This window comes from Proteiniphilum propionicum (genome assembly GCF_022267555.1).
GTDB lineage: Bacteria > Bacteroidota > Bacteroidia > Bacteroidales > Dysgonomonadaceae > Proteiniphilum > Proteiniphilum propionicum.
In genome coordinates, this window is sequence record NZ_CP073586.1 from 2,429,384 (window position 1) to 2,442,034 (window position 12,651).

Annotated in this window: 9 protein-coding genes; 8 read left to right on the forward strand and 1 reads right to left on the reverse strand. The window is 43.8% G+C overall.

What is annotated here, in order from left to right; genetic code table 11:
• Positions 1–103: 103 nt before the first annotated feature.
• Positions 104–1,552 (reverse strand): tryptophanase, encoded by a 1,449-nt coding sequence (locus tag KDN43_RS09810; RefSeq protein WP_238865759.1) that lies wholly within the window; start codon positions 1,550–1,552, stop codon positions 104–106.
• Positions 1,553–1,905: 353 nt separating this feature from the next.
• Here KDN43_RS09810 and KDN43_RS09815 point away from each other — a divergent pair, with 353 nt between their 5' ends.
• The 8 genes from KDN43_RS09815 (at position 1,906) to rodA (ending at position 12,522) form a co-directional block, all read left to right on the forward strand.
• The gene (locus tag KDN43_RS09815) at positions 1,906–2,868 is read left to right on the forward strand and encodes an ROK family protein (protein ID WP_238865761.1); all 963 of its coding nucleotides are present in this window, start codon (positions 1,906–1,908) and stop codon (positions 2,866–2,868) included.
• 383 nt (positions 2,869–3,251) lie between these two features.
• Positions 3,252–4,838 (forward strand): metallophosphoesterase family protein, encoded by a 1,587-nt coding sequence (locus KDN43_RS09820; protein WP_238865762.1) that lies wholly within the window; start codon positions 3,252–3,254, stop codon positions 4,836–4,838.
• Between the two features lie 201 nt (positions 4,839–5,039).
• The gene (purH, locus tag KDN43_RS09825; RefSeq protein WP_238865763.1) at positions 5,040–6,563 is read left to right on the forward strand and encodes a bifunctional phosphoribosylaminoimidazolecarboxamide formyltransferase/IMP cyclohydrolase; all 1,524 of its coding nucleotides are present in this window, start codon (positions 5,040–5,042) and stop codon (positions 6,561–6,563) included.
• A gap of 50 nt (positions 6,564–6,613) precedes the next feature.
• A complete protein-coding gene (locus tag KDN43_RS09830; protein ID WP_238865765.1) occupies positions 6,614–7,639 on the forward strand; it encodes a rod shape-determining protein in 1,026 nt (341 codons plus the stop codon).
• A gap of 62 nt (positions 7,640–7,701) precedes the next feature.
• Positions 7,702–8,550, forward strand: a complete 849-nt coding sequence (mreC, locus tag KDN43_RS09835) for a rod shape-determining protein MreC (protein ID WP_238865767.1) — start codon at positions 7,702–7,704, stop codon at positions 8,548–8,550.
• Between the two features lie 113 nt (positions 8,551–8,663).
• Positions 8,664–9,182 carry a rod shape-determining protein MreD gene (gene mreD / locus KDN43_RS09840; protein ID WP_238865769.1) on the forward strand — a complete coding sequence of 173 codons (519 nt, stop codon included), beginning with the start codon at positions 8,664–8,666 and terminating at the stop codon, positions 9,180–9,182.
• A complete protein-coding gene (gene mrdA / locus KDN43_RS09845) occupies positions 9,166–11,049 on the forward strand; it encodes a penicillin-binding protein 2 (RefSeq protein WP_238869444.1) in 1,884 nt (627 codons plus the stop codon). The genes mreD and mrdA overlap by 17 nt, the downstream gene beginning before the upstream one ends.
• A 12-nt stretch (positions 11,050–11,061) precedes the next feature.
• Positions 11,062–12,522 (forward strand): rod shape-determining protein RodA, encoded by a 1,461-nt coding sequence (gene rodA, locus KDN43_RS09850; protein ID WP_238865771.1) that lies wholly within the window; start codon positions 11,062–11,064, stop codon positions 12,520–12,522.
• Positions 12,523–12,651 lie beyond the last annotated feature (129 nt).

Consider the following 12,651-nt stretch of genomic DNA (forward strand, 5'->3'; position numbering starts at 1 on the left):
AAATAAAAGTGAATAATGGTTAACGGATGAGGCCGTTCGAAAACGGCCTCATTATGCTGATCTTATATTAAAAAGTTCAGTTAATTGTCACATATATGATCAATTACAAGCTCTCGCCGAAGTCCTCTTTAAACTTGGCGATTAGCTTCTGTGGCCAGTCGTTAACCGGTTCAAGGCCTCCCATGAAGAAACGAAGCACAGGCGGTTCATACACGAACCGGAGGCCGCCAATCAGGCTTCTGTTTTCATATAGCCACTTCATGCGATCCTCAACATATTTAATCTGAGAAAGGGTAAATACGCGACGGGGAACAGCCAGTCGCAACAGCTCCATGTCGGCATATGTCTCGTTACCATATTCGTCCCGCTGGTTTGAGATTGTGCCGCGCTCCATACCTCGAATTCCCGAAATAAGAAACAGTGCTGCAGCAAGTGCACCGGCGGGGTACTCTTTTTGCGGTATATGCTCGCACACCTTCATCGCATCCACGTGGGCTCCCAATACTCCGGCGGGTTTCACCACGGGAACTCCGTGTGCATCGAGCGCATTCACCAAGTAGGCGATAAAGTCGGGACTTTGACTAATCATCGTTTCGTCGAGTGTCTCGTATAATCCTACAGCCATCGCCTCTATTTCACGTACCGATATACCTCCGTAGGTAAGAAATCCCTCGAATAGGGGTACAAGTGCTTCCAGTTCACGGTATATATCGGAGTTATTTGTACAGATTCCTCCTCCACGGGAAGAACTCAGCTTACGGGCCGAGAAATATACAATATCTGCCAGGCCGGTCATAATCTGTATCACTTCACCCATAGAACTATCTTTAAACTCTTCTTCACGTTGGATTACCAGGTAAGCATTCTCGCCAAGCAGGCTTGCATCGAGAACAAGCCTGATGTCGTATTTGTCTGCAATAGCCCTTACATCCCTCAGGTTCTGTACCGAAAAGGGTTGTCCCCCAATAAGGTTGGTGGATGCTTCCATTCTGATAAACGGGATATTCTTGGCACCGTGCACCTTGATCACATCTTCCAGTTTTTCAATATTCATATTCCCTTTAAAAGGGTGAGAAGAGTTGATCACATAGGCTTCGTCATACAATAACTCTGCAATCTTTCCTCCATACTGGGTGATGTGTGCCATGGCGGTGGTAAAATGGTAGTTCATAGGTACCAGACTGCCTTTTCTCACGTAGGCGTTGGATAGAATATTTTCGGCGGCACGTCCCTGATGTACCGGCAGATAATATTTTTTACCCAATACCTCCTCCACTGCTTTTTGCAGCCGGAAAAAACTCTGAGAACCTGCATAAGCATCATCGGCCTGCATCATTGCCCCCATCTGGTTGTCACTCATGGCGTTGGTGCCGCTGTCTGTAAGCATGTCAAGGAATACATCTTTTGTGCTTAGCCTGAAAGTGTTGAATCCCCCTTCCTTTAAGGCTTCCAGTCTCCTTTCAATAGGCACCAGATGTAACTTTTGCACCACTCGCACCTTGTGTAGTTCCAAAGGGATGTTCTCCCCAAAATAAAATTTAATCTCGTTCATGACTCAGTTTGTCTGTATTGTCTTATTGTTAATATTGTTTCGTAGTATTCTGAAAATTGATGTTAATATTGGGCAATATCCGATAAATGTAAATTTTAAATTGCAAATATAAAACAAATAAACCGAAATGGATAACAATCATATTTATAAATATGCAACTTTTTTGTTAAGTGATGAATAGGTGGCAATTTCAGTTACACTATTCATTTGCAATTGTAACATAAGGGAAAGCTTAATGAATTATTAAAAAGAAATAAATACTCAGTAATGAAAACCTTTAACGAAAAATTCCTATATTTGCGGGTATAATATTTTGCAATCACCATTGACTAACTTTTAATAAATAACAAATCATGGATAAACCCTATGTAATAGGTATAGACGTAGGTGGTACCAACACCGTTGTCGGCATTGTAGATAAAAGGGGACAGATCTTAATGAACGGGAGTATTAAAACTGCCAAACATTCTGAGGTCGAGAACTATCTTGACGAGCTTACTGTTCTTATTAACGACATTATTAATGAGACAGCCACCAAAGACCAGATTAAGGGAATTGGGGCAGGTACTCCTAACGGCAACTATTTTACCGGGAGTATAGAGTTTGCACCCAATCTCCCATGGAAAGGAGTAATTCCTTTTGCTCAAATGCTGGAAGACAGGATAGGCATACCGGTAGCTCTTACAAATGATGCCAATGCCGCAGCTATAGGCGAAATGACCTATGGAGCTGCCCGGGGAATGAAAGATTTTATTGTGATAACTCTCGGAACCGGTGTCGGGAGCGGTATAGTGGTTAACGGACAGCTGGTTTACGGGCACGACGGTTTTGCAGGAGAGCTTGGACATGTTATCGTTCGCCGTAACAACGGCCGTCTTTGCGGTTGTGGCCGATCAGGGTGTCTCGAAGCTTACACTTCTGCCACAGGAATGGCGCGTACAGCACGTGAATATCTTGAGATGAGGCCCGATGTGCCAACCCGTCTCCGTAATATTCCACCCGAAGACATCACATCAAAAGATGTGTTTGACGCAGCAATTGCAGGTGACAATATGGCTAAAGAAATATTTAATTTCACTGGAGAGATGCTGGGCGAGGCTTTTGCCGATTTTGTGGCATTCTCCAGCCCGGAAGCGATAATTCTGTTTGGTGGACTTTCCAAAGCAGGCGACCTTATCATGAACCCTATACGTGAAAGTATGGAGAAAAACCTTCTTGCCATCTTCAGGAATAAGGTTAAATTAATGTTTTCCGATCTCAAAGAAAGCGATGCAGCCGTTCTAGGTGCCAGCGCTTTGGGTTGGGAAGTGAGATAAGGTTTTCCGTTTTTAGGAAGAAAGAGCTTACATACGGGAGTGTCGCGTGATGTGACACTCCCGTATAATTTTTAAAAGGAATGTTGCTGATCTAATTCAACTTCGGGGAAATTGTTATGCACACCCGAATCAATATTAACAGTGCTGTTGCTGTCTGTTTGCGTTGTTAGTTTTTCAGCAGCAACTAATAGTGTGTTATTTAACATTTTGGCAGGTTAAAATTCTAATCAGTTTAACCAGGGAGTCCGGTGCGGACAACTGTTACCGAAATGGGGCCGAGTTAAACTACTAATCAGCTTAACCAGGGAGGCCTGTACCGGTATAATATTTTGTAAATCATTAGCCTGAGACAAGGTGTCAATTCAGTTAAAATAAAAAATTACATGATAAGATCACGCTATGATCAGATACGCGGTATTTTTTTCATAAATGTTGTTACATTACTCCTTTTTGCATTCAACACTCCTTTAATCGCACAAAAAGTAAGAATTGGAGTTATTTCCGACCTGCACTACAGCCATCCGTCACTGATTGTTGAAAGGGGAAAAGCTCTGGATGACTATCTCAACGGAGACAGGAAAATGATTCTTGAGAGTGATGCCATACTTAAGCAGGCTGTGCAATATCTTCTGTCAGAAAACCCCGATATTGTTCTTATACCGGGAGATTTGACAAAGGATGGGGAACTGGCAAGCCACCTCGGGGTGGCAGAGCTGCTCAGTCCCTTACGTGAAAAAGGGATAAAGGTGCTGGTCGTTCCAGGAAATCATGATATAAACAACCCCAACGCTGTAAGTTTTCGTGGCGATACAGTCAGCAAGGAAGCGACAATCTCGGCTGATGATTTTGCAGCAATTTATAAAGATTATGGTTACGGCAGAGCTGTCAGTCGCGATGAGCACTCTTTGAGCTACGTAAGTGAGCCGGTAAATGGATTAAGAGTTTTGTGCATTGACGCATGCAGGTACTACGACAACAGATTCATTGCCAAAGGTGATGAAGACGACTACTGTATTACTCACGGCGCCATTAAGCCCGAAACTATGGCATGGCTGCGTACCGAGATGCAGGTCGCTCAATTACTTGGTAAGCAGGTGCTTGTAATGATACATCACAATGTTGTGGAACACTTTGCACATCAGGGATACTTTGCTGCGCCCTATATGGTGGATAACTTCAAAGATGTGCAGAAGAAATTTATTGAATATGGAATAAACATATTGTTCACGGGACACTTTCACTCATCAGATATTTCAATGGTTGAAAGTCCCGACGGCAACATTTTGTACGAAGTGGAAACCGGATCTGTAGTTACATATCCTTGTCCCTACAGGATTGTAGAGAAGAATGGGGACTCGCTTCATATTGAAACAAAACATATTGAAGGGATTAACTATCCTCTTCCCGATGGAACAGATTTTAAGTCTCATGCCCTTATGTCGGTTGAGCGCGGGCTCAGAGAGGTGTTAACCGGGTTTGTAAACGAATATCACCACTCTTTTGCCGGTTATCTGCCGGGGTGGACAAGATCATTCATTACCATCCCCGATGCAACGGCATTGACCGGTATGATAATGTCTAACCTGTCTGAACCGGGGATTGAGATGATTCTTGCACATTACTGCGGCAACGAAGATCAGCTGGAAGATGCAGCAGAGAAGGAGGAGGAAATGCTTAACGGGCTTAATGATTTTATATCTGCTTTTGCAAAGGAATCGGCTGGCAGACTCGCCGGAATAACGGAGAGGTTTATTCAACGCTCACAGGTTGTAAGAAATGCAAAAGAGACCATCTCAAGTATCTGGAACGATAATGTTGAAGGCCAAAACGGGGAAAGGCAAAATTACAAATACGGAAAAGCTGATGACCTTCAGCTGACAATAAAACTTAAACCCGCGACCGAAGGCCTTACAAAAGAATATTCACCCTGCTCTTCTTCAGATAATATTTTCAAGAATAAAAAGAGATAACTCTGCAGCTTATTCCGGCAGGTCCAAAAAGAAATAAAAGGACTGCTAATAAGTTTTTCCTGCATTGAGACTAGAGTGAATCCCGAGGGAGCCCTATTTTCTCATATTTTCACAAAACTAATGTCTCAAATCTCGGGAAAGAGAGAGAGATTTTATTACCTTTGTACTCATTTCAAAAATAACGTGTCAATAAGGCAGAAAATGTCAAAAACAATTCAAACAGCTCTCATCTCTGTATATCATAAAGAGGGATTGGAAGAGATACTTCAGCAACTAAACAATTTACGGATCAAGTTTATATCAACCGGCGGAACGCAGGAATTTATCCAATCATTGGGTTATGAATGTAAAACTGTGGAAGATGTAAGCGGATACCCCTCTATACTGGGCGGAAGAGTAAAAACCCTGCATCCTAAAATTTTTGGAGGCATACTCTACCGGCGCGATAATGAATCAGACAGGAAACAGGTGAAATCTTATGACATACCTTCAATCGACCTGGTGATAGTTGACCTCTATCCATTCAAGGAAACGGTTGCAGCGGGAGGCTCTGAGGAAGAGATAATTGAGAAGATCGATATAGGAGGAATCTCACTTATACGCGGTGCAGCAAAAAACTACAAGGACGTTCTCATCGTAGCATCAAAACATCAATATAAACCGCTGCTTAACCTGCTGAAAGAGAAAAATGGAGTTACAGATTGTGAAGACCGGCGGCGGTTTGCTGGAGAAGCATTCAAAGTATCTTCAGAATACGATTCGGCAATTTTTAACTATTTCGACAGAGGGAACCACTCTGCGCTGCGTATAACCCAAGACGATGCAATGCAGCTCCGTTACGGGGAAAACCCGCATCAGCAGGGATATTTTTATGGCGACTTTGATGAGATCTTCGAACAGTTGCATGGCAAGGAGATATCATATAACAATCTACTCGATATAGATGCTGCTATCTCCCTGATTTCCGATTTCAACGAAACTGCATTAGCCATACTTAAACATAATAATGCCTGCGGTATGGCTTGCCGGCCAACCGTAAAGGAGGCATGGAAGGCAGCTTTGGCTGCCGACCCGGTTTCCGCTTTTGGAGGTGTTGTAGTGACCAACAGGCAGGTCGATAAAGAGGCTGCGGAAGCTATCAATGAGATATTCTTTGAAGTTATCATAGCACCTGGATATGATAAAGATGCACTGGATATTTTGTTTCAAAAGAAAAATCGTATAATTTTGGTGCTTAAATCGGCAGAGAAAGCTGCTCAGAAAATGCAATACCGCTCAGTACTCAATGGGGCGCTGGTGCAGGAAAAAGATACAATTGTGCATACTGCTGACAATTTGGAGGTGATGACTGAAACGGCTCCTTCCGCAAAAGAGGCTGACGATCTGCTGTTTGCCAATATTCTGGTAAAACATACTAAATCCAACGCTATTGTCCTGGCAAAGGATAAACAGCTTATTGCCAGCGGTACCGGGCAGACATCAAGGGTTGACGCTCTGAAACAGGCTATCGAGAAAGCCGGCACGTTTCATTTCGATCTGCATGGGGCGGTAATGTCAAGCGATGCTTTCTTCCCATTTCCCGACTGTGTGGAGATAGCACACAAGGCTGGTATCACAGCCGTTATCCAGCCCGGAGGATCAATTCGTGATGCAGAGTCAGTGGCATACTGCAATAAAAACGGCATTTCAATGGTCAAGACCGGGATCAGACATTTCAAGCATTAATAAAGAGATTAAACAATACAGCTGCAACCAATAGCTTAAACAGATATATTATGGGTTTATTTTCATTTACACAGGAGCTGGCAATGGATTTGGGAACGGCCAATTCTGTTATTGTGAACAACGCGGGAAAGATTTTACTTGACGAACCCTCCATTGTAGCACTGGATCGCAAAACCGACAAAATGATTGCATTGGGTGAAAAAGCGAGACAGATGCATGGTAAGACACATGAAAATATTCGTACGGTAAGGCCCCTGCGTGACGGAGTAATTGCTGACTTTGACGCTGCTGAACAGATGATAAGGGGTATGATAAAGATGGCAAATAAAAATAAAGGTTGGCTCTTTAATCCCTCGCTTCGGGTGGTTATCTGTATCCCTTCCGGAAGCACAGAGGTGGAGATACGTGCCGTTCGCGACTCGGCCGAACATGCCGGAGGACGCGATGTGTACATGATTTTTGAGCCGATGGCAGCTGCACTGGGTATCGGGCTCGATGTAGAAGCTCCCGAAGGAAACATGATTGTTGATATAGGCGGGGGAACAACCGAGATAGCTGTCATCTCGCTTGGAGGTATAGTTTCCAATAAATCCATAAAGATTGCAGGTGACGATTTTACCGAAGATATACAGGATTATATGGGACGCCAGCACAACATTAAAGTTGGCGACCGCACTGCGGAACAGATCAAGATAAATGTAGGCTCAGTACTTACCGAACTTGATAATCCACCGGAAGATTTTATCGTTCACGGGCCAAACAGAATGACATCACTGCCAATGGATGTGCCTGTCTCCTATCAGGAGGTAGCACACTGCATTGAGAAGTCTGTATCGAAAGTTGACTCAGCCGTTCTCAGTGCACTTGAACAGACTCCCCCGGAACTGTATGCTGATATCGTTCGCAATGGTATCTACCTTACAGGTGGTGGTTCGCTGCTGAGGGGATTGGATAGAAGACTTACCGAAAAAATCGGTATCCAATTCAGGGTGGTGGACGACCCTCTTCACATGGTGGCAAAGGGTACAAGCATTGCGCTGAGGAATATTGATAAATTCTCTTTTTTAATGCGTTAATCCACGATGGACTATAGCTTTAAGCTATTGGACACATATTTATATACAATGGTCTGGTATGCATGCGTAATCTCTTTAATTTCATCATTAAAAATAGTCACCGGCTGGTTGCAATCCTCCTGATTGCATTCAGCTTTTATCTCGTTTTTACGCATAATTCTTACCAGCGGAGTGTATATCTAACCTCTGCCAACAGCATCTCCGGTTGGTGCTTCACCGCTTCTTCAAATCTAACTTCGTTCTTTCATCTAAAAAAGAGCAATCAGCTTTTGCTGGCACGCAACGCGGGGCTGGAGTATGAAATATATACCCTAAAAAGGAATATAAACAGAATGGTGAGTAATGGCCTTACAGAGGTTAACGCTTTCATCAGCGATAGTATAGCTCCGTCTCAGTTTGACTTTATTCCAGCCGAGGTGGTGAACCTCAGCTTTTCGGGGGTCAATAACTTTATTACGCTGAACAAGGGCACCGCACACGGTATCAAACCCGATATGGGTGTTATCTCGCAGAGTGGCGTGGTAGGTGTTGTTTCCAATGTTTCACGGAATTTTTCGGTTGTTATACCTGTCATAAATCCTAAATTCCGCCTTAGTGCAAAAATGAAGAACTCCGAAAATTATGGTTCCATCTCATGGGATGGAAAGAATGTTCGACATGCTCAACTCCGTGAGTTACCCAAACATGAGATTTACCGGGAAGGAGATACAGTGCTGACAAGTTTTTCACGAATATTTCCGAAAAATCTTATCATCGGCTTCGTGAGTAGTATAGGCGAATCGGGAGACGACAACTTCAACGTGTTCAATATTAGGCTGGCAACCAATTTCTATACATTGCAAGATGTGCTTGTAATAAACGATTTGTATCACGAGGAGCAGAAAGCTCTCGAAGAAACATTATTACAATAAGCTATATAAAAACATTTCTGCAATAGCAACTTGACAGATACAACGAGCTGGGGAGTTATCACCGCTCTCAAAGATACATTTTTACAAAAGAACCCTGCATGATTCTATAACTTATGAAAGTTAGGACGATATATGAAATAGTACTGTTTGTTATGCTTATCCTTTTACAGGTTCTCCTGTTGAACAGGATAAGCCTGTTTGGCATAACTACACCGGTTTTATATATTTACTTCCTATTGAAACTTCCAATGGGCAGAAACAAATTCTTTGTTATTATATCAGGTTTCCTGTTAGGGCTGATTATCGATATTTTTCTTAATACCCCCGGTATAAATGCTGCAGCAACCACCATCGTCGCAGCTTTCAGAAAAAATATCATGGATCTCTTTTTTGAGAAAGAGGAATACGACGAGTTTGTTCCCGGCATCTACACTACTGCAGGGCCTTTCATACGATTTACCGTCTTCATGGTACTACTGCACCTTTCACTCATCTTCCTTATTGAGTCGTTTACACTCTTTAATTTAGCAGGAACGCTGCTTCGGATACTCTCATCATCGGTGGCATCAATACTGCTCATTATTGCTTTGGATAGTTTAATGTTTAGGAAAAGGCCTGGTGAACAATCTTAACCCTCTGTCAAAACGTCGCTATACTATTGCCGCTGTGGTGGTGATAATAGCGCTGATATATCTGGGACAACTGTTCATCCTGCAGTTGCTTAGCCCGAAGTACCGTGAATATGCCGAAAGCAACGCCTTCCTTCGAAGGGAGCTTTATCCTGCCAGGGGAGCCATTTACGATCGAAACGGCAAGTTACTTGTGTACAACAAACCTACATATGATGTGATGATGGTTGTACGTGAAATGAAGCAGTTCGATACTCTTGATTTCTGCAATACGTTGAATATCAATATAGACCGCTTTCATTCTATGGATGCTGAGATGCGAGATCGACGAAAGAACCCCGGATACTCATCATATACACCACAGCTTTTCATGTCGCAGCTCGATTTGGAGGAGTACGGCCTGCTGCAGGAGAAACTGTACAAATTCCCAGGTGTCTATATCCAGAGCCGTACGGAGCGACAATATAACTACCCCAATATGGGACTTATCCTTGGCTATATAGCAGAGGTGGATAAAAATAAAATGGCCGCCGATCCCTATTACGTTAGAGGCGACTATGTAGGGAAGTCGGGAATTGAGCTGTCGCACGAAGAGGATCTGCGGGGCGAAAAGGGTGTGGAGATACTGCTTCGCGATGCACACGGAAGGGTCCAGGGACACTATGAGGGCGGCAAGTACGACAAAGCGGCACGGTCGGGAAAGGACCTTACACTGGCTATTGATCTGGAACTGCAAGCTTACGGTGAGCAGCTGATGCATAACAAAGTGGGCAGTATAGTGATGATTGAGCCCAAAACAGGTGAGGTACTCTGCATGGTTTCGGCACCTACATATGACCCAATTCTCTTGACAGGAAAAAGCTTCAGCGCCAACTACCGGCAGCTGGAAAATAATCCGTTTAAGCCGCTTTTCAACAGAGCTATTGCGGGGACCTACCCGCCGGGTTCAACGTTCAAGCCTACTCAGGGGCTTATCTTTTTGGAAGAGGGTATTATCAACACCGAGACCCGTTATTCATGCTTCGGAGGCTACCCGCCTTTGGGAGGGCGCCCCGGATGTCACGGACATGCCTCGCCTCTGTCTGTCCAGTATGCTCTCACTACCTCCTGCAACTCTTTCTTTTGCTACGGATTGAACGGTATGCTTAGCAACAGGGCGAAATACGCAAACGTACAGTCGGCCTTCGATGTATGGCGCGATCATATGGTGGATATGGGGTTCGGATACCCTCTGGGAATCGATCTGCCTTCGGAAAAGAGAGGATTTATTCCGAACAGCAAATTCTATTCAAAGGTGTTTAAAACAGAACGCTGGAACGCGCACAATATCATCTCTATCGCTATAGGACAGGGTGAGATACTTGCCACGCCATTGCAGATAGCCAATTTCGGAGCAATGATTGCCAACAGAGGCTATTTTTATACACCACACGTAGTAAAGCAACGGAAAGGAGCTGTGCTGGAACCGGCATACACTACCAGGCACGATTCAGGTATAAGCAGGGCACATTTTGAAGTTACGGTAGAGGGGATGGCGGATGCGGTGACCAAAGGTACCTGCAGGGGTATCTACCTTGAACCTCTTGTGGAGGTCTGTGGCAAAACCGGTACAGCTGAAAACCCTCATGGCGACGACCACTCACTCTTCATGGGTTTTGCTCCCAAGGATGATCCTCAGGTAGCAATAGCGGTGGTAGTTGAGAACGGACGATTTGGTGCAACCAACGCTGTACCGGTAGCGAGGTTGATGTTGCAGAAGTTTTTCCGGGGCGAAATTCCCGAAAGCGACAAATGGCTTGAGACATCAATTATTAACCGTGAAATCTTGCCATATGTATATACAAGAAGTCTGCCTTCAGGCAACAGATAACTTTAAAGAAAAATGATCTATAAGGGTAGCAAAGATATAGAGGAAAAGGGGAAAGTGGATAGAATCACTGTCATATTTTACCTTATATTTGTTGTGTTCGGATGGCTCAACATCTACGCTGCCAGTTTCGATCTGGAGAGTGCTACTGCTATGTTCGACCTGTCTACCAGGGCTGGAATGCAGCTTATCTGGATAGGCTCATCGCTGCTACTTGCTTTTGCCCTGCTGAAGATCGACGTGGGCTTTTATGAGACATATGCTTTTGTCTTTTATCTCATCGGTATAGGATTGTTGCTGGTTACCCTGCTGGTCGCGCAAGATATTAACGGATCACGCTCTTGGCTTATCATCGGCCCCATACGCCTGCAGCCAGCGGAGTTCATGAAGTTTATCATTGCTCTGTCTCTGGCAAAAGTATTCAATACATACGGCTTCCGTCTTATGGAGCGCAAAAATATTCTGCTGGTGAGCTGCATCATACTGTTGCCGGCGTTATTGGTCGTAGCTCAGAGCGAAACCGGTACTGCTCTGGTATACCTAAGCTTTATACTTGTTTTATACAGGGAGGGGCTTCCGGGAGGATTCCTTTTCATGGGGATAGCTGCCATTGTTTACTTTATTCTTGGAATAAGGTTTTCAGATACCTTTATAGGGGTCATCTCCACGGGGGAATTTGTTACCATCCTTCTTATTATTATATTCTCAGCCGCAATGGTGTGGAATTATATGAAACGGCATAAAGTAGCCTTTATTATTCTGCTCATAGCTGCCTCAACATTTATGGCTGCCTTTATAGTTTCATTTTTTTCTGTGAAAATTGATTGGGGCATTGTTGCCATCATAGCCCTTTCGTTAACTGCCCTTTACCTGCTGCTGCTATTTTTCCGCTACTGGAAGAAGACATATATCTATATTTTTTTCTTTTTGATCGGTTCTTTTGCATTTCTCGAGTCGGCGGAATATGTGTTCTACAATGTGCTTCAGCCGCACCAGCAGATGCGTATAAAAGTCACACTTGGCATGGAGCAGGATCTTAGTGGAGCGGGTTACCACGTGGGACAGTCCAAAATTGCCATCGGGTCGGGAGGACTAATGGGAAAAGGTTATCTTAACGGAACACAAACAAAGCTCAAATATGTACCTGAGCAGGATACCGATTTTATTTTCTGCACAATCGGCGAGGAGCATGGTTTTGTAGGTTCAGCCGTCATCATTTTAATGCTGCTGGCTTTTGTACTTCGTTTGCTCTACCTTGCTGAACGGCAGACAACCATTTTTGGGCGTGTTTATGGTTATGGCGTTACAGGTGTTTTCATATTTCACATCATGGTAAATATCGGCATGGTAATAGGCATTATGCCTGTTATTGGTATTCCATTGCCATTCTTCAGTTATGGCGGTTCATCACTTTGGGGATTTACCATACTACTCTTTATATTTCTCAGGATCGACAAGTCGCGAAGACGGAATTGAAATAAATGTGGTGTAGCCAAGTTATAATGCTTCGTTAAAACTTCATTTATAATACTGACAGTCAATGATTTATGCAAGATCCTCAAAAAAGTGCCATATCCTATTGATATTCAGCGGATTATAAGAACT

What these genes read in the sequence shown, in the direction of transcription:
- KDN43_RS09815 (WP_238865761.1), top strand. Translation starts at nt 1,906, where the DNA reads ATGGATAAACCCTATGTAATAGGTATAGACGTAGGTGGTACCAACACC.
- purH (WP_238865763.1), top strand. Translation starts at nt 5,040, where the DNA reads ATGTCAAAAACAATTCAAACAGCTCTCATCTCTGTATATCATAAAGAG.
- mreD (WP_238865769.1), top strand. Translation starts at nt 8,664, where the DNA reads ATGAAAGTTAGGACGATATATGAAATAGTACTGTTTGTTATGCTTATC.
- rodA (WP_238865771.1), top strand. Translation starts at nt 11,062, where the DNA reads ATGATCTATAAGGGTAGCAAAGATATAGAGGAAAAGGGGAAAGTGGAT.
- KDN43_RS09820 (WP_238865762.1), top strand. Translation starts at nt 3,252, where the DNA reads ATGATAAGATCACGCTATGATCAGATACGCGGTATTTTTTTCATAAAT.
- KDN43_RS09810 (WP_238865759.1), bottom strand. Translation starts at nt 1,552, where the DNA reads ATGAACGAGATTAAATTTTATTTTGGGGAGAACATCCCTTTGGAACTA.
- mreC (WP_238865767.1), top strand. Translation starts at nt 7,702, where the DNA reads ATGCGTAATCTCTTTAATTTCATCATTAAAAATAGTCACCGGCTGGTT.
- KDN43_RS09830 (WP_238865765.1), top strand. Translation starts at nt 6,614, where the DNA reads ATGGGTTTATTTTCATTTACACAGGAGCTGGCAATGGATTTGGGAACG.